Source organism: Gemmatimonas sp. (genome assembly GCF_036405635.1).
Taxonomy (GTDB): Bacteria; Gemmatimonadota; Gemmatimonadetes; order Gemmatimonadales; family Gemmatimonadaceae; genus Gemmatimonas.
On sequence record NZ_DASWXE010000119.1, the window covers coordinates 23,631 to 41,370 of the forward strand.

The 17,740-nt window shown below is 64.4% G+C and carries 13 protein-coding genes; 7 read left to right on the forward strand and 6 right to left on the reverse strand.

Features of this window, described 5'->3' with window-relative positions; genetic code table 11:
• The first annotated feature begins 416 nt into the window (after positions 1-416).
• The gene (locus tag VGE27_RS10520) at positions 417-1,976 is read left to right on the forward strand and encodes a S8 family serine peptidase (RefSeq protein WP_331049604.1); all 1,560 of its coding nucleotides are present in this window, start codon (positions 417-419) and stop codon (positions 1,974-1,976) included.
• Positions 1,977-2,815: 839 nt separating this feature from the next.
• Here VGE27_RS10520 and VGE27_RS10525 read toward each other — a convergent pair.
• Positions 2,816-3,070 (reverse strand): hypothetical protein, encoded by a 255-nt coding sequence (locus VGE27_RS10525; protein ID WP_331049605.1) that lies wholly within the window; start codon positions 3,068-3,070, stop codon positions 2,816-2,818.
• Positions 3,071-3,245: 175 nt separating this feature from the next.
• Here VGE27_RS10525 and VGE27_RS10530 point away from each other — a divergent pair, with 175 nt between their 5' ends.
• From VGE27_RS10530 to VGE27_RS10550, 5 genes are all read left to right on the forward strand, one after another.
• Positions 3,246-4,889 (forward strand): mechanosensitive ion channel family protein, encoded by a 1,644-nt coding sequence (locus VGE27_RS10530; protein ID WP_331049606.1) that lies wholly within the window; start codon positions 3,246-3,248, stop codon positions 4,887-4,889.
• A gap of 38 nt (positions 4,890-4,927) precedes the next feature.
• Complete coding sequence (locus VGE27_RS10535) at positions 4,928-6,922, forward strand: sensor histidine kinase (protein WP_331049607.1); 1,995 nt, start codon at positions 4,928-4,930, stop codon at positions 6,920-6,922.
• A 97-nt stretch (positions 6,923-7,019) separates the two neighbouring features.
• A complete protein-coding gene (locus tag VGE27_RS10540) occupies positions 7,020-7,691 on the forward strand; it encodes a response regulator transcription factor (protein ID WP_331049608.1) in 672 nt (223 codons plus the stop codon).
• A gap of 156 nt (positions 7,692-7,847) precedes the next feature.
• Positions 7,848-8,336 carry a hypothetical protein gene (locus tag VGE27_RS10545; RefSeq protein ID WP_331049609.1) on the forward strand — a complete coding sequence of 163 codons (489 nt, stop codon included), beginning with the start codon at positions 7,848-7,850 and terminating at the stop codon, positions 8,334-8,336.
• A gap of 325 nt (positions 8,337-8,661) precedes the next feature.
• On the forward strand, positions 8,662-10,260 hold the full coding sequence (locus VGE27_RS10550) for a lytic transglycosylase domain-containing protein (RefSeq protein ID WP_331049610.1): 1,599 nt from the start codon (positions 8,662-8,664) through the stop codon (positions 10,258-10,260).
• A 111-nt stretch (positions 10,261-10,371) separates the two neighbouring features.
• Here the strand turns inward: VGE27_RS10550 and VGE27_RS10555 are convergent, their stop codons facing one another.
• Genes VGE27_RS10555 through VGE27_RS10565 form a run of 3 tightly spaced genes read right to left on the reverse strand, consistent with a single transcriptional unit; the run spans position 10,372 to position 12,852 of the window.
• Entirely contained in the window at positions 10,372-11,241 is an 870-nt protein-coding gene (locus VGE27_RS10555; RefSeq protein WP_331049611.1) for a lytic transglycosylase domain-containing protein, read from the reverse strand.
• Positions 11,242-11,264: 23 nt separating this feature from the next.
• Positions 11,265-11,756: a cyclic pyranopterin monophosphate synthase MoaC gene (gene moaC / locus VGE27_RS10560; protein ID WP_331049612.1), complete on the reverse strand. Its 492-nt coding sequence runs from the start codon at positions 11,754-11,756 to the stop codon at positions 11,265-11,267.
• Positions 11,757-11,760: 4 nt separating this feature from the next.
• On the reverse strand, positions 11,761-12,852 hold the full coding sequence (locus VGE27_RS10565) for a hypothetical protein (RefSeq protein WP_331049613.1): 1,092 nt from the start codon (positions 12,850-12,852) through the stop codon (positions 11,761-11,763).
• A gap of 229 nt (positions 12,853-13,081) precedes the next feature.
• Here VGE27_RS10565 and VGE27_RS10570 point away from each other — a divergent pair, with 229 nt between their 5' ends.
• A complete protein-coding gene (locus VGE27_RS10570; protein ID WP_345788009.1) occupies positions 13,082-14,209 on the forward strand; it encodes a P1 family peptidase in 1,128 nt (375 codons plus the stop codon).
• 130 nt (positions 14,210-14,339) lie between these two features.
• Here the strand turns inward: VGE27_RS10570 and VGE27_RS10575 are convergent, their stop codons facing one another.
• On the reverse strand, positions 14,340-16,508 hold the full coding sequence (locus VGE27_RS10575) for a homoserine dehydrogenase (RefSeq protein WP_331049615.1): 2,169 nt from the start codon (positions 16,506-16,508) through the stop codon (positions 14,340-14,342).
• The coding region (locus tag VGE27_RS10580; protein WP_331049616.1) for an O-acetylhomoserine aminocarboxypropyltransferase/cysteine synthase family protein at positions 16,505-17,740 on the reverse strand (1,236 nt) is incomplete at its 5' end. The genes VGE27_RS10580 and VGE27_RS10575, both read right to left, overlap by 4 nt.

Here is a 17,740-nt window from a genome sequence, read left to right on the forward strand (position 1 = left end):
GCGTCGCGGGCAGCCTCGAAGAGGCCGTGCTTTGTGATCGTGCTCAGAGTCCTGCTGACGTCGGCGTGAACCTACGATACCACTCGATCGCGCAAAACTACATGGACTTCAAGAGGCATGTATGAACGTTGAATGCTCGCACCACTGTGGAGGTCCGTATCTAGTGACAATCGTCACGAGTGCGTTCAGGTCATCTTTCTCTATGTGGTCACAATCACATTTTCTGTTCTCAATTCTTCAATGTCGTGGGTGCAATGAAAAAAACCTCTTGCCGGAATAGGAGGCGCGTATGATTATGGCTCGCGCTTCGTGCGTATTGCAGTGGTGACAAAAGGAGGTGCTTATGTGATTTCTGCTAGACCTGTAGCACATTCGTTTCTTGCTCTTTGTATTGTTCTCTATCAAAGGAGTTTCTTGTGCTGCGTATCACTCTCAAAGATTCTCATCAAGTTGTTCGCCGTTCGAAGATTCAAACAATTGTGGTCTCCTTCGTACTGCTCTTCACGGCTTGCTCGCCTGAACGAACCTCGTATTCTGTCTCGGAGCCTTCGCAGCCTTCCTTGTCGCGCGCGCGCGAGCGTGTTGATGGGTTGTTGCCAGTTGTCGGAGTCGATGCTCCACGCCAGGTACGCGGCCGCTACATCCTGCGTTTCTCTGAAGGTGTCGATGTGCGGCAGATGGTCTCCGAATTGGAATCTGAGTATCGAGCGAAGACACATGGTGTGTTGAATCGCTTGCGAGGATATTGGGGAGAGATTCCAGACGAATCCCTACAGAAGCTTCGCGCGGATCTGAGGATTAGGTCGATCGAGGCTGACTTGCTCATGCAGATCACTGGCGTAGGGGATACCACGCAGTCTTCTGCCCCTGATGGCTTGGATCGCATGGATCAGAGAAATCTGAGCCTCAATGGCACGTATGAGTATTCGGCTACTGGCAACGGCGTCTATATCTGGATTCTGGACAACGGCGTCAATCAGTACGAGTCGGAGCTCTCTGGGCGCTTCTCCACTGCGCATTCAGTTAGCAATGGTGGGCAGGATCCGTTTAGCATCTGCTCTTCGGTTTTGCCCAAAGGCGATCACGGAAACCTGATGGCGAAGTGGGCGGCTGGTAGCACGAACGGACCAGCGAAGCAGGCCGTCGTGTTTTCGGCACGGGTAAACGAGACAACGGCGTGCGATGACATCAGCACAGGGGCTGCTTCCTCGGCGTTGGACTACATCTCGGACTATAGCCCTCGTCCTGCTGTGGCGAATCTTAGCTTTACAAGAGATTGCGCATGGATTTTTTGCGGATTCACAGTCGACGATGCAGTCGACGATGCAATCAGCGCAGGTATTACCGTGGTGGTCGCTGCCGGCAACGGAAATTCGAGTGGCACGCCGCAGGATGCATGCGGATTTTCCCCGGCGCACCAAGGTGGGGCGATTACGGTAGGCGCTACAGTACCGTCGACTGACGTGCCAACATCTAGCAGTAACTACGGATCGTGCCTAGATTTGTACGCGCCTATTGTGTCCGGTGGTGGCACGTCTGGAGCTACAGCGCATACGACAGGCGTTGCCGCGATGTTCCTGCAGTTTAGTCCTTCTGCTAACCCGGCCACTGTTGCGGCCGCAATTCGGAACAAGGCTACGACTGGCGTTCTCAGTTCTTTGCCAAGCGGCAGCCCCAACCGCTTGTTGTACAGCAAGCAGCCGGACCTGATGGCCACCATCCTTGGGCCGGGCGTTACAGGTCCTTACGCCTATTGCGCATGGTCGATCGACCTTCAGGGTGGCCAGCCACCATATACGATGACGTGGAAGCGTGATGGAACGCCTGTGTCGACTGGTACAGGCTACTCGGTGAGTCCTGCCGGATTCACAGGCTTTGGACTTGAATACACCGTAACCGATGGAGTTGGTCGTACGACCAATGCAGTAAAGTCCATTTCCATCGACCCGATGGACACGCGCTTCACCTGCTCGTGATATAGCTATCGTCTCAGGGGCGCACTGGATCCGTGCGCCTCTGAAACGTTGGCATGAGCGGTTTGCGATCTTTGGGTGAGACATTGCTAGCCTAGAGGGAAAAATGAGAAGAACTCTGGCACTGTGCGCCATTGTCGCTTGCGTTATTGACGCACGTGTGACGGGGGCCCAGGTCGCGCTGGATCTTGGCGCTGGATACAGTCGTGGACTCGGGGGACCAAGAGCTTCCGATCGAAACTCGTTGGCACTATCAACTGTGTTGGCGACTCCAGCACGCAGTGGGACGGACAGGGGGCTGATACTTGCTGTCTCTGCCTCAATGGATCTGAGCATGGGGGGCACAGCGTGTCTCGCAGTTACTGGTGCTCCATGTGCGCAATTCCCGAGTCTGTTCTCTATTGCTGTGCTTGCTGGGTGGGCTCAGAGTGCGGACATGTCGCAAGGAGGGCGATGGCTGATTGGACCTGCATGGGTACGCAATAGCGATACGGAAAAGGCCGGACTCGGTATGATGGCCCGTGTAGATTGGGCGATGCAGTTCGCCCCCCATGTGTCGGTCGCTTTAGGTGCTCATGGAGGCATCGCTCCAAAATGGCAGAATGCTCATGTCGGAGTCGTGGGCGCCAGCGCAGGTCTGCGATGGCACCCACGACCGAGCATTCCTTCAAGGATCCACACGATACCATGAGAAGCGCCGGACTTCGCGTTCGATACTTCCCAGCTCCTGCAACTGGAAGGTCCTCCGTTTCATAGATCTGGGCCGCGTCGTTGCTCCAGATATACGCACGGCTGCGTACAGCCTTTCCTTCCTAGGCTGCGAGGGGAAAATTTGTCGCACTCTAGCACGGTCTGTGGAGTCGGTCTGGCCATTGCCCGAACTGACTCGCGTCCTTCCACGCGATGCCATGGTCGTAGTCCTCCTCCATGAGCACCAGATCGCCGGCGTTGGCGCGAATGAGGCGCACGGTCTCCGGTGCGGAGATATGATGACGCCTGGCCCATGATGCTGCGTGGGCGGCGGTCCAGCCGGTGGCGGCGTTCAATCGGGCCATCTCGGTGGCGGCATCCGTAAAGGTCAACGGGCTGGATTGCATACGATCCTCCAGTAGGTGGACACACGGTGGTGTACGGCCGATGGGTTCGATACGTCTTGTGACGGGTGTATTTCCGTGCACGCGCCATGCCTCAGGCGCTCACCGATGTGATCCGGTTGGTATGGGGGCCCATATGCAGCACGCCGTCCCAGTGACCGCGGGGTATCTTCCTCCCATGCGCACGCCACTGTTTCGCTTGACGCCGTGGGTGCTCACGGCACTGGTCGCCGCGATCGCCCTGCCCGTGATCACTCTGCCCGCGGCGGCCCAGCTTGGATTGGGGAAAAAGTCCCCGCCCGCAGACTCTTCGCCGGCCGTTTCCACCGCGTCTCCCCGTGCGGCGGTGCGGGATTTTCTCCGCCTCGCTGATGCGGGCGATTGGTCCGGTGCCGCCGACTATCTCGCCGTGCCGGCTGCCGATCAGGGTCGGTCCGCGGTGCTTGCCCGTCGCCTCAAGTCCGTTCTCGATCAGCGGCTGGCGCTCGATCTGAACAGCCTCTCGCCGCTGGTGGTGGGTGACACCACCGATGGCGACCTGAATGGTGATCGCGTGGGCGTGATCATGGGCGCCAATGGGCACGAGGAGGCCGTGCGCCTCGTGCGCGTGTCGGGGGTTCCGACGCGGTGGGTCTTTTCGTCGGCGACGGTCTCCAACATCGACGCGTGGTTCGAGGATCTCGGCGCACCGTGGGTGCGTGAGCGCGTGCCGCCTTCGCTGCTGCGTGAGGGGCCGCTCAACGTCTATTGGTGGCAGTGGATTGGCATCGGGGTGGCGTTGCCCGTGCTGGTGCTGGCCGCATGGTTGCTCGGCGCGTTCCTGAGGCAGGTGCTCGTGCGCATCACCTCGCGCACGGTGAGCACGTGGGATGAACAGCTGCTCGAGCACCTGCGCGGACCGTTTCGCCTCTGGGCGGCGGCGGTGGTCGCGGAGCCGTTGTTGTCGGTGCTCAATCTCAATGCGCGCGTGGCGACGTTCCTGAACGCCTTCACGCGGGGCATGGTGCTGATCGCGCTGTTCTGGGCGATCCTGCAGGTGATTCGCATCGTGCAGTCGCGTCTCGAGAACGCGGCGTGGGAGACAGGGCAGGGGGCGCAGGCGCGCACACTGGTGCCGCTGCTGGGCAACTTCCTGCGCGTGGCGGTCACGGTGATCGCGTTGCTCGTGGCGCTGGCGCAGTTCGGCTATCCGGTGGGGACGCTGCTGGCTGGTCTCGGTATCGGTGGTATCGCGGTGGCGCTCGCCGCACAGAAGACGGTGGAGCACCTCTTCGGCAGCGTGAGCCTCGCGGCGGACAAGGTGCTGCGCGTGGGTGATTGGGTGAAGGCCGGTACGACCGAGGGCGCGGTGGAGCGGATCGGACTGCGTTCGACGAGCATCCGCACGATCGATCGCACGGTGGTACGCGTGCCGAACGGCAGACTGGCGGACGATCGCATCGAGACATTCGGTGAGCGCGATCGCATGCTGTTGCGCACCGATCTCGACCTCACGTACGAGACCAGCCGCGAAGATCTCGTGCAGATCCGCAACGAGGTGGAAGCACTGCTGCGTGCCCATCCCAAGGTGTGGCCAGACGTGGTGCGTGTGAACATCACCGCGTTCACCGATTCGGCGATTCGCATGAATGTGGTGGCCTGGTTCCAGACGACCGACCACAACGAGTTCCTGCGCATCCGGCACGACCTGTTCCTCGAGTTCCTGCGGGTGCTGGAGGATCATGGTTCGTCCTTCGCTTTCCCGTCGCGCACCATCTATCACGTGCAGCAACAGGACCCGGGCCCGCATGGCCCGGGATTCCCGCCGCAGCTGGTGGAGTAGGTCCCTCCTGACACCGACCTGATGCGGATGTTCGCACGATGATGCCCTTCGTAGGGTGGCTGGCCACGTTGCTGCAAATCGATGTGCAGTACACACCACCAGCGCTGCTGGAGACGGAGCTTGCCGCCACGTTGCTGCAGGGGGCCGTCACCACGGGCGTGGCGGTGCTGTGCGCGCATTTGTATGTGCGCTATCGGCGCTCGTGGTTCGGCTGGTTTGCCGTGGCCTGGGGCGTGTATGTCGCGCGCCTGTTTTGCATTCTCAGTTTTCTGCTGACCGGCGAGCGGGTGTGGTTGTACTGGCACCAGGTGACGACCGGCTGGACCGCGCTCGCGCTGCTATGGGCGTCGCTGGTGTTCTCGCGACAGATGCGACCGCGCGCGGTGTATCTGGGGTGGGCGCTGTTTCCGCCGCTGTGGTCGTACATCGCCATCTATCAGCTCGATCACTTTTTGTGGGCCGCACTGCCAGCTGTGCTGTTCCTCAGTGGCGCGACGGCGTGGACGGGATGGGTGTTCTGGCGGCACCACCGTATCGCGCACTCCACGGGCGCCCGTTGGCTGGCCGTATCGTTTGCGCTGTGGGGGCTGCATCACCTCGACTATCCGTTTCTGCGCGCGCAGGGCGCCTGGACGCCGTGGGGCTACTACCTCGATATCAGCTTCGTACTGTTGGTCGCGGCGGGCCTCGTGCTGCTGGTACTCGATGACCTTGGCCGCGGCGTGCGCGCACTGAGCGCGCTGTCGGGAGACTTGCAGCGCCGCGCATCGCGCGGTCATGAGCGCGACCCCGTGGACACCTTGCTGGTGCGTCCGCTCGCCCTGCCGGGTGTGCGTGGGGCCGCGATGTTCCTGTTCGATGCGGTGCCTCCAACGGGTGCGCTGCGCACGTTGTCAAAGGAACCGTCCGAGAGCGCGACGGATACGGCGACGGATTCGGCCATGGATTCGGCGCCTGAGGGCAGCCCCGAAGAAGAATCCGCGGCGGAGGTGATGGAGCGTGTGCTGTCGCAGGCGCGTGCGCGCGGTGAAGCCACGCCACCACCTGATGCGCTGGCACGCGGGCGGTTCGTGAGTGGAGCGGGCGTGTGCAGCGCGTGGGCCGGCGATACGGCACAGCACGAAGTCCATGATGCGCTTGCGCGTATGCGGCTCACGCGGCGTCCGCAGATTGTCGCAGCGGCGGGGGAACAACCCTTCGTGGCGGTGCTGCCCGTGGGCGCCGGATCGCAGCTGGTGGGGGCGCTCGTGATGGCTGGTGATGTGCGCAATCCGTTCACGGCGCTCGACGATGACTTTCTGCTGGCGCTCGGGCAGCAGGTGGGCGCGGCGCTCGATCAATGGGCGCTGGATCGACAGCTGGCGGCACGCACGCAGGCGCTCGAGCAGTTGTCGGCGCGTATGCTGCGTCAGCACGAGGAAGAGCGTCGCCGGCTCTCCCGTGAGTTGCACGACGAAACGGCGCAGGTGTTTTCCGCGGTGAAGATGCAGCTCGAATCGCTGCGGCCATTGTTGGCTCCCGACTCCTCCCCGCGACTCGATCGGTTGCTGTCGCTGGTGGATACCGGCATCGCCAGCATTCGTCAGGTGACCAGCGCTCTGCGCCCCACGCTGCTCGACGATCTTGGCCTGCGGCCGGCGCTGCATTCGCTCATCACCGACTTCACGGAGCGCAGTGGATTGCTGGTGGTGTTTGGTGCGCCGCCCACGCTGCCGCCGCTGCCGGGCGATGCCGATCTCGCCGTGTTTCGCGCGCTGCAGGAGGCGCTGAGCAACATCGTGCGCCATGCCGGAGCCCAACGGGTGGATGTGACCGTCTCCGTGGACGACGACGCACTGATCATGATCGTGGGCGATGACGGGCGCGGATTCCCCACACTGCGCGACGGCCGACTGCGGAGCACTGAGCATCGCATGGGCATCACCGGTATGCGGGAGCGGCTGCTGGCTGTGGACGGTACGGTGGTGATCGCCAACCGGACGCCGGGGGCCGAACTCACGGTGACCGTGCCGCGCCTGCGGCGCCAGGCCTGACGGAATCTCCGCTGGACGGTACACCCTCTTCGGAAGCACCCGTTGCCGGCGGACAACGCTTCCGCACCGCGCAGCGATATACTTGGTGGAGAGACCTATGAACGTGCCTGCAGCCACCACCGCCCCCATCCGGGTCCTGATCGCGGACGACCATGCCCTGGTCCGTGAAGGCCTACGCTATGTGCTCGACGCCGATCCGGGCATCGAAGTAGTGGGGGAGGCCTCGAACGGGCGTGTCGCGGTCGACCTGGCCCTGCAGCACGTGCCGGATGTGGTGGTGCTGGACATCACCATGCCGGAGGAATCGGGTCTCAAGGCCGCAGCGCGTCTTCGCGAGGCGTTGCCGGACACCCGGGTGCTGTTGCTCAGCATGCACGATCAGGGCGAGTACGTGCGTGAGGGCATGCGCATTGGCACGCACGGCTATCTGCTCAAGGATTCCGCCGGCGAGGAGCTCCGGGCAGCCATCCGGGCGGTCCACGCCGGCGGGACGTTCTTCAGTCCGTCCGTGGTGCGGCGTCTGACGTCCACGGAAGTGGTGAGCGAAGGGGCACCGGCGGCGCAGCTCGACCTGCTCACGCCCCGCGAACGCGATGTGCTGGCCGGCGTGGCGCGTGGCCTGACCAACAAGGCGATCGCGGCAGAGCTGGGCATCAGCCGCCGTACGGTGGAGGCGCACCGCGAGAGCCTCATGCGCAAGCTGCAGATCCATTCGGTGGCCGGGCTGACCCGCTTCGCGCTGGAAACGGGGATCATCACCGACGCCTGAGGTATCCCGCACTGTGACAGCGGGTGAAGGTGCAGGGATCACAGTCGGTGATTGGCTGTGACGAGTGGTGCTGTTACGTGTCATGACGCGGTTCGTCAGCTGGAAAATGGCTCATGCCGTGACACCCCATGCCACGCGAGCCACACCCTTCCGACCATGATCCTCTCCGAGCGCATCGACCGAGACGCCTACAACGGCATCGCCATGACCCCACGGGCTGAGTCTTCCCAGGAGAGCCGACCGCGGTTGCAGTTCGTGGACTGCCACCTCGAGCGAGGTCCGGCCGCCTTCACGCGGGTGACTGTGCGTTTCAGCGGTCCGTACTTCACCGATGGCAGCTACATCTGCCGTCAGGAAGGCACGACATCCGAGGGTGGGGATCTGCGTTTGGCTGTCCTGGCGACATTCGATGCGCTGGCGGCGGCCTCCGATGCGGCCATGCGGTTCGAACTCATTGGCGTGAAGCCGGTGCGGGCGTTCGACACCACAGTGATGATGGTGGCCGCCATGGTCCGCGACGGCGCTGAGCCACGGCGTGTGGTGGGCGCGGCGATCGTCGAAGGGGACGCCATGGCCGCGGCCGTACGGGCCGCCCTGCACGCCGCCAACCGAATGGCGGCTCCTCTGCTCGGCCCGCTGTCCTGAACCAACTCAGCCGTGACGCCGGCCACGCAGGAATTACCGTGGCGGGTGTCCCTGTCGGCGCCTTGGGGTTATAACACGACGTGCAACGTTCGCACCGGTGTCCCTGTCCGACACGGGAGCGGACCGGTTCCGATGACGGAGCTTCGCGTCTTCTGTTCGCGAGTCCGTACGATCCTTTCCTCGGCGCTGGCGTATGTCGTCTCGTCTTTTCCTGCCACTTCGCCGAGCTGCACTGGTCTCGGGCACAGCTGTCGCCCTGAGCGGGTGTTTGTCATCGGCCCCATGGCGCGGCCCCGCGAAGCCTCCCGCGACCGCCGCTCCGCCCGTGGCGACGGCTGTTCCCCTATCTCCCGCTCCACGTGTCGCGCGTGACACGGCGGCGCCCGATGAAGTGGTCCGGGCTGCGGTGGCGGTATTTGGCGATTCCATAGCTGTCGCCGCTGCCGACTCGGCCGCCGCCGAGCCCCAGTGGGACATCGATGTGCGTTCCTACGAGACGCATGATCGGGTCGCCCACTACGTGAACCTTTTCAGCACCAGCGCCAAAGAGCGATTCCGGACCCGGCTGTCGGCGGGAACGCGCTACGAGCCGATGATTCGCGCCAAGCTGCGGGCGAGTGGCATGCCGGAGGACCTGACCTATCTGGCGCTTATCGAGAGTGGCTACGACCCACACGCCTATTCCCGTGCTGCGGCGGTGGGGATGTGGCAGTTCATGAGCAGCACCGCCAAGGACATCGGCATGCGCGTGGACTGGTGGGTGGACGAACGCCGGGATCCGGCGCGCGCCACCGACGGTGCCATCCGATTCCTTGGTTATCTGCAGAAGCAGTTCGGCTCGTTCTATTTGGCGGCGGCGGCCTACAACGGTGGACCGGGGCGTGTCTCCCGCGGCCTCACGCGATTTGCCGAAGAGCTGGAAGGTTTCGAGGGAGAGGATCGTTTTTTTGCGCTGGCCGATCAGGACTATCTGCGAGCGGAAACCAAGAACTATGTGCCGCAGCTGATCGCGGCCGCGTTGATCGCAAAGACGCCGGATCGTTATGGCATCGTACTCGATTCGATGCCGCTCTATCTCTATGACTCGGTGTCTGTGGCACCGGGCACCAGTCTGGCGGCCGTGTCGCGGGCGAGCGGCGTGGGCAGCAAGGATCTCCGGTATCTCAATCCTGCCCTGCTGCGTGGCATGGCTCCACCCGATGCCTCGGTGTGGGTGCGGTTGCCGGAAGGGACGGGTGAGCTGACGCGGGCCGCACTCGACACGATGACCGATGTGCAGGGGTTCACCACCAGCAAGGTGACCGGCACGACGACCACGGCGAGTGGATTGGCCGGCAAACACGGCATCACGGTCAAGCAACTGCGGTGGTTCAATCCCAATCTCAAGGTGTCCTCGAAGGGACGACTGACGGCGGGGCAGACGGTGCGCATTCCGGACGGCGCCACGCTGGCTTATGCGTTCGAGATTCCCGATCCGTCCATCGAACGCTACGGCACGAGCTCCAGTGCGTCGCTGCAATCGCGCGGTGTGCATGTGGTGCGGCGCGGCGAGACTCTGGGCGGCATTGCCCGGCGCTATGGGATGACGCAATCCCGACTGCAGGCCATGAACGGCATGCGGGGCACCCGACTCGTGGCCGGCCAGTCGCTGCAGGTGCGTGGTGCAACGACGGCATCGTCCAAGACCACGGCATCCAAGACCACGAAGAGCGCTGCCAAGGCATCGACCAAAACGTCAGCAGCCAAATCGAAGGGCGCTTCGAGCAAGGCGTCGAAGTCGACCAAGGCCAAGGCGACCAGCGCGAAGTCGGTGAAGGCCAAATCGGCCACCACCAAGAAGAAGACCACAAAGGCGGCGCCAAAGTCCGCGAGCAAGTCCAGCAGCAAGTCCGCCAAGGCGAAGACCCGGACGGCGTCCAAGTAGGAAGCGCTTCGCGGTGGGTGTCGGAAACGAAGAAGGCGGCCCCGCAGGTGCGGAGCCGCCTTTCTTGTTTGATCCTGTGCTGTCGATGAAAGCGGTGGTGCGACCGTTTGATCAGTCCAGCGTGCCCCGTCCGCGGTAGCCACGGGTGATGATGCTTTCGTAGCCGTTGGCCGGGCTCAAGCCCATGGCAATGGCGTTGTTCACGGCCGTGGGGCCACGGTTGTACACGAGCAGGGCCAGCTTGAGATCACCTTTGTATTCCCGGATCAGCGTGCGCAGGTAGCGGAAGCCGATACGCAGGTTGACCTCGGGGTCGAGCAGCTGTTCCCGGGTGACGTTGGGCTCGAACACGCGAGCGGTGCCGAGCATGAGCTGTGTGAGGCCCATGGCACCCACGGGGCTCACGGCCTTCACGTCGAACACGCTCTCCACTCGCACCAGGCGGAACGCCAGTTCCGGTTCGATACCTGCCGTGATGGCGGCATCGTAGATGCGACGTGAGAGATCGGGCTTGATGCGGTACTTGGTGCTGAAGGAAAAGATGTGGTGCCAGCGGCCCAGCAGCTCACGCTGTTCGCGTTCCCGCGGATCGGGGGCGAAGGCAAAAGCGGGGGCGTTGGACGCCGTCTTGTTGGCTTGCTTGCTGCGGGTGCGCTTGAGCACCTCGCCTGCGGGGCGCCACAGTGGCTGCACCGTGAGCGGCGCAACGCGCGGGCCTGTCGTCGGGATCTGGGGACCGTTGCCGGTCACGGCCAGTTCGGAGATTGCCGTGCCCGGATGATCGGGCGACGGGTCCGGCGTGCTGAAGGAGCCGGAACCAGGGCGGATGACCACCGCCACGGCCAATACCACCATGCCAAGCGTACCCAGCTTGGAAAGACGGCGCCGAGCCACACGGCGACGAATCCGCCGGCGGCGAGCCTCGGCGTCGAGACTCGGTACTGCGGTTACTACGGGTACTTCATCTATCGGGTCGTGCATGGGCCCTCGCTTTCAACGGTCGCTTACGGACGGTTGATGAAGTCTCCCGACGCGCCGCCGCGTTTTTCGCGCAGCGTGATGTTCGAGATCACCATCGTCCGGTCGATCGCCTTGGCCATGTCGTAGATCGTCAGTAGTGCGACGGACACGGCGGTCAGCGCTTCCATTTCCACCCCGGTCTGAGCGGTGGTACGGACAGATCCCTCCACCAGGCACCCGGGGAGTGACTCATCGAGACTAACCCGGACATCGATCCCCGACAACGGGAGCGGGTGGCAGAGGGGAACGAGCTCAGCTGTACGTTTTGCTGCCTGAATTCCGGCCAGTCGTGCCACCGGGATGACGTCGCCTTTCTTCAACCCATTGTCGCGTATGGCGTTGAATGTGTCCTGCGCCATGGAAATGTGCCCGGACGCGACTGCGGATCGTACGGAAATCGGTTTGTGACCTACGTCAACCATTCCGAAATTTCCTGCCGAATCGAGGTGCGAAAGCTGACGCGCGGCGTCCGACATGGGCTCAGGGGTTCAGCGTCTGGTGCAGGGAGGCGAGCAGCGAGGCCGTGAGCAATTGGGGGCTCACGTTGCCCTGCGCCTTCGCCTTGGCGGTTTCGACGAACATCATCGTGGATGCGGCGCGACGTGCATCGATGTCATGACCAGACAGCGTGAGCTGTCGCACGCGGGCGTGCAGCAGCAGGGTGAGCGCGTCGAGTGTGTCGCTGAATGAACCACGTGCACCGGCAACGCCTTGCTTGGCCGCGGCCTTGGTGCGTTCGGCGATTCCATCCGGCGTGGCGGGTGCGAGTGCCGCTTCGAGCAGGCGTCGCGCCGCCGTGAATGCCGCACTCATGGAATCGCCGGCGAGCAGTTCGCCCGGTGCTCCATTCGCGCGAGCAAGCAACTCTTCACGCGGTGTGCGCGAGAACTTTCGCTCCACCACCGCGTCGCTGAGAAACGCATCCATGTCGGCGGGCGTGAGCGATGGCACACGGACGGATACCACCCGCGACTTGATGGTGGGCAGCAGCGCGCCGGGTTCGCTGGTGGTGAGCAGCAGCGTCGTGCCGGTCGGCGGCTCCTCGAGCAGCTTGAGGAAGGCGTTCGCCGCCTGGTCCGAACCTTCCTGACTGACCATACGTTCGGCGTCACCGACCACGAACACACTGCGCTTGGCCATGGCCGGACGCAGCGACGCCATGCTCACCAAGGCACGCACGGTGGCCACGTACAGGCCTTCGGTGCCTGGTGAGGGAGCCCACAATCCTTCGTCGCCCATGCGTTCGTTGATCGCATCTGCGAGGTCGCCCTTCACGTCGTCGGTGGAGGCATCGCCGTCCTTGAGGCGAGGGCGCGGGAAGAACCAGTGCAGGTCGGGGTGCATGCCGCGCTCGGCGTATCGGCAGTGCTGGCAGCCTCCACAGGGTTCGCGCAGCCCCTCGAGGGTGGCTCGTTCACAAAGCAGGAATTGTCCCAGCCACAGCGCGAGGCGCTGCTTGCCCACCCCACGACGGCCCTGCAGCAGAATGCTGGCGGGCAGTCGGCCATCGGACGCGGCCGCCGTCAGGCGCTGACGGAGGGTGTGGTGACCATAGAGAGGGCGATGAGACACAGACGGTCTTTAATAGAGAGAGTGAAGCGGGGGAATCTAATTGGGGGGCTTGGGGCTGGGTTTGAGGGGGCGGGTTCTGGGCAGTAGGCTGTAGGGGATAGGTTGGGGCGAGGTGGTCGCCTTGGTGTTCTCGGTGGTGGTCGCGTCGATGCTGCTTGCAGTCACACTCACAACTCCACGACTTCACGTGCGACAGATACTGACGGTTCTTGGGGCGGTGGCTCCGCTCATGTTGGGGTGGGGATCGCGGGTGGAAGCGCAGCCGACCCGCGCGCGGGCGCTTGGGTTGGCGCCAGGGATTTTCACACCGGGGCGTCACAACGCCATCACCGATGTCGCCGGTGTGAAGGTGGGGCAGGTGACCATCAGCGAAGGCGATTCGCTGCGCACCGGGGTGACGGCGATCGTGCCACATGGTGGCGATCTGTTTCGCGACCGCGTGCCGGCAGCGCTGCATGTCGGCAACGGCTTCGGCAAGCTGTTGGGCGTGACGCAGCTGCGCGAGCTCGGGGAGATCGAGACGCCGATCGTGCTCACTTGCACGCTGTGCATCTGGCAGGCGGGCGACGCGCTCGCGCAGTGGATGCTCACCCGGCCCGAAAACTCCGGGGTGCGGTCCATCAATCCGATCGTCGGCGAGACCAACGACGGACAGCTCAATGCGACGCGGGCCCGTCCCGGTATTGCCGCGGCAGTACAACGTGCCCTCGCCACCGCCACCGATGGCCCGGTCACGGAGGGCAGTGTGGGGGCCGGCCACGGTACGGTGATGTTTGGCTGGAAAGGCGGCATCGGCACCTCGTCACGCGTGCTGCCGGCATCGCTGGGCGGCTACAGTGTGGGCGTGCTCGTGCAGGGCAACTACGGCGGCGTGCTGCAGATGATGGGTGTGCCCATCGGGCAGCAACTGGGTCGCTATGCGTTTCAGCGCGATGTGGCGCCCGCCGGTACCCGGTCACCGGGTGATGCGGGCGCTGAGCATGGCGATGGGTCATGCATGATCGTCATCGCCACCGATGCGCCGGTGCTCGCCCGCAATCTCGAGCGCATGGGCGCGCGCGCGGTAATGGGACTCGCACGTACCGGCTCAAGTGCATCGAACGGTTCGGGCGACTATGTGCTGGCGTTCTCCACGTCGCCCAAGGTGCGCCGTAATCCCGATGCTGTGGTGAGCACCAACGACGAACTGGGCAACGAACAGATGTCGGCGCTGTTTCAGGCGGTCACGGAAGCGACAGAAGAAGCGTTGTACAACGCGCTGCTCATGGCGACGCCGGTGTCGAGTCGGTCGTCGCGGGTGAATCCGTTGCCGGTGGATTCGGTGCGCACGATGCTGCGGGCTCGTGGAATACGGTAACGGCGGTTTCGGGTCGCGGGGGGACGGGTTTGGGGGTGAAAGGCCGGGTGCCGGGTTACGGGACCCGAGTCTCGGGACTCACAGCTCGCGACCTGGTAGTTCACCTCCAAACCCGCCACCCCGCGACCCGCTACTGGAGTAAGTCCGCCAACACCGCCCCTGCCGTCGCGAGTCCGCCTGCTCCCGGCCCCTGAAACGCGATCTCGCCGGCGGACTCGCTTTCGATCAGCACGCGATTGAAAGGACCGCGCACCGCCGCCCACGCATCATCACCGCGCACCCGCGTGGGCAGGATACGTGCGACGACATCGTCGCCATCGCGCTCGCATGTGGCGATCAGTTTCACCCGATCTCCTTCGGCGGCGGCCTGCGCGGCCCACAGTGCGATTTCGGCATCAAGCCCCCGCCGCGTCACCTTGAGCGACTGCGGATCGATACCAAATGCGAGCCACGCCAACACACGCAGCTTGTCCTCGATGTCCTGGCCATTGAGGTCGCGCGTGGGATCGGCCTCGGCGTAGCCCAGCTCCTGCGCGGTGGCCACGGCGGCTTCGAGTGAAAAGCCGTCGGCGATTTGCTCGAGCACGTAGTTGCTGGTGCCATTCAGGATGCCACTCACGCGCGTGATGCCCACGCCCGCCGCACCGTTGCGCACACAACGCACGATGGGAATGGCCCCGCATACGGCGCCTTCGAAGTCGATGCGTGTGCTATGTTCTCGCGCCAGCTGCTGCAGCGCTTCACCGCGCTCGCCCAGCAATGCCTTGTTGGCGGTGACCACACGAATGCCGCGCTCCAGCGCCGCCTCCACGAGCACGCGCGCCGTGGTCGTACCGCCGATGGCCTCCACCAACACGTCGATGTCGTCGCCGAGCAATTGCGCGGCGTCCGTGATACAGGCACCCTCGGCGGCGACACCTTCGGTCAAAGCACGCGTCAATGACGGGCGCTCGCGTGATGCATCGCGCACGAGGACGCGCTCGACGCGCACATCCGGCGTGTCACTCACGCGACTGGTTCGGTCGGCATGTCGGGTGCTCAGCAGGTCCAGGAGGTTTCCACCGACATGGCCGCAACCGGCCAGCGCGATACGCAATGGCCGAACACCATGTGATGCGCGCGGCGCCGGTGCAGACGTTGCGGGCGTGGTGATGGTGCTGTCCTCACGTGCGGCGGTGGAGTGGCGATACGCGGTCCTTCCTTCTGCGTCGCGCAATGCGGTGGTGAGGATGTGCGACACGCGATCGGCCTCCAGAAGAAAGGCGTCGTGTCCGTGCACGGACGGCAAGTCGATGTAGGTCGCGTTCGCGGCGCCGGCCCATTCGCGCACGCACTCGGCCGGATACAACAGGTCACCCGGAATGCCCACGCCCGTGAGGCGGTCGGCCACCGGTTCGAGCGCGGCGGCAATGCCACCGCGCCCGCGTCCCACATCGTGCACGTCCGTGGCATCGATGAGCGCGCCGTAGCTCGTCGCATCAAAACGCGCCACGAGGCGCTCACCATGTGCATCGAGCCACTCGTTCACCTGAAACCCATCGGTGGCGCTGCGCGTGCGACCAAACCGGCGCTCGAGACTTTCCGGCGTGCGGTAGCTCAGCATGCCGATCATGCGCGCGAGCGCGAGGCCGTCATGGGCACCGCCAATGCTGATGGCGCGGCGCATGATGGCGTTCCAGGCGAGTCCCTGTGCGGTCTGCGCGGCGGGCGCCGCAAAACACACGGCACCGCGCAGGCGATCGGGAAAGCTCGCGGCGAATTCGAGGGTCACCATGCCACCCAGCGAGCCACCGCACACCAGCAACGGCACCTGCACACCCAGCGTGTCGAGCAACCGGGCCAGGACGCGCGCCTGATCGCGTGTCGTGATGGGCGGCAGCGCGTCGGGATCGGCATCGGTGGGGCCGGTGGTGCCGTCACAGCCGCCGAGCAGGCTGGCCGAGAGTACGGCATGACGCGACGGATCAATCGCACGGCCGGCGCCGATGACGTCCTTCCACCACACGCTGGCCTCGGCGGTGCCGGTCAGCGCGTGCACCACGAGCACCACGTTGTCGGCGGCGGCATTGACGACCCCCTCCAGCCGGAAATGCACATCGATGCAGGCGAGCACATCACCCGAATCGAGCGCGACATCGTGCAGGCTGATGATTTCGTCACGCACCGCGATGGACTGCGACGCCGACGGACGACGCGATGCGACGGTCGATCGTGCTTCGACACCGACCGACGCGATGGTGCGCGTCACGGCACGTGCACGCGGGTTGCGCACACCGGCTGAAGTGGGGAAGTGGCTCATGCCGCGGTCTCGGTGCGCTTTGGGCCTGCGGTGGTGGTACGCGCGTGATCGGTACCGACGGCGGCGGCGAGGGCGAGGTCGAGATCGGCAATGAGATCGTCGGCATCTTCCAGACCCACCGACAGGCGCACCAGATCGGGGGTGACGCCGGCGGCACGACGCTCCGTTTCGCTGAGCTGTTCGTGCGTGGTGGTCCACGGGTGAATCACCAGGCTCTTGGCGTCGCCGACATTGGCGAGCAGCGAGAAGAGCTTGGTTTCCTTGATGAAGCGCTGCGCCGCCGCTTCACCGCCGCGCACGCCGAACGTGAGCACGCCGCCAAAGCCCTTGGCGAGGTACTTCGCCGCGTGACGATGGGAGTCGTGAGCGGCGAGGCCCGGATATTTCACCCACGCCACCGACGGGTGCGATTCGAGATACTGCGCAAGCCGCAGTGCGTTGGCGCTGTGTTGGCGGATGCGCAGCGGCAACGTTTCGAGGCCCTGCAGGAAGAGAAACGCATTGAACGGTGACAGCGCCGCGCCGATGTCGCGCAGCAACAGCACACGCAGGCGAATGGCGTACGCGATGTTGGCGCCGTCCAGGTTGCCGAACGCGTCGGAGAAGACGAGACCGTGGTACGCGGGCTCGGGTTCCTTGTAGAAGCTGCGGAAGCGCGCCGTCGCGCCCCAGTCGAAACGGCCGCTGTCCACGACCACGCCGCCGATGCTGGTGCCATGTCCGCCAATCCACTTGGTGGCGCTGTGCACGACGATGTCGGCGCCGTGAGCGATGGGCTTGCAGAGCACCGGCGCAAACGTGTTGTCGACGACCAGCGGCAGGTTGTACTGATGCGCCAGCGACGCCAACGCTTCGATGTCCGGGACGTCGAGCGCCGGATTGCCAACCGTCTCCACGTAGATGGCGCGCGTCTGGTCATCGATTGCGGCTGCCACGGCCTTGTGGTCGTGGATGTCGACAAAACGCGTGCGGATGCCGAGGCGGGGCAGGGTGTTCGCCAGCAGCGACACCGTACCGCCGTAGAGCGAGCGGGATGCGACGATATTGTTGCCGGCTTCGGCGAGATTGAGCAGGGCCAGCGTCTGCGCAGCCTGACCGCTCGCCACCGCCACGGCCGCCACACCGCCTTCGAGCGCGGCAATGCGCTTCTCGAAGACATCCGTGGTGGGATTCATGATGCGCGTGTAGATGTTGCCGAACGCGCGAAGGCCGAACAGATCGGCGGCGTGTTC

Excerpts from the sequence above, each read along its gene's own strand:
- VGE27_RS10535 (WP_331049607.1), top strand. The coding sequence starts at position 4,928 with ATGATGCCCTTCGTAGGGTGGCTGGCCACGTTGCTGCAAATCGATGTG.
- VGE27_RS10575 (WP_331049615.1), bottom strand. The coding sequence starts at position 16,508 with ATGAGCCACTTCCCCACTTCAGCCGGTGTGCGCAACCCGCGTGCACGT.
- moaC (WP_331049612.1), bottom strand. The coding sequence starts at position 11,756 with ATGTCGGACGCCGCGCGTCAGCTTTCGCACCTCGATTCGGCAGGAAAT.
- VGE27_RS10525 (WP_331049605.1), bottom strand. The coding sequence starts at position 3,070 with ATGCAATCCAGCCCGTTGACCTTTACGGATGCCGCCACCGAGATGGCC.
- VGE27_RS10555 (WP_331049611.1), bottom strand. The coding sequence starts at position 11,241 with ATGCACGACCCGATAGATGAAGTACCCGTAGTAACCGCAGTACCGAGT.
- VGE27_RS10540 (WP_331049608.1), top strand. The coding sequence starts at position 7,020 with ATGAACGTGCCTGCAGCCACCACCGCCCCCATCCGGGTCCTGATCGCG.
- VGE27_RS10570 (WP_345788009.1), top strand. The coding sequence starts at position 13,082 with ATGTTGGGGTGGGGATCGCGGGTGGAAGCGCAGCCGACCCGCGCGCGG.
- VGE27_RS10530 (WP_331049606.1), top strand. The coding sequence starts at position 3,246 with ATGCGCACGCCACTGTTTCGCTTGACGCCGTGGGTGCTCACGGCACTG.
- VGE27_RS10545 (WP_331049609.1), top strand. The coding sequence starts at position 7,848 with ATGATCCTCTCCGAGCGCATCGACCGAGACGCCTACAACGGCATCGCC.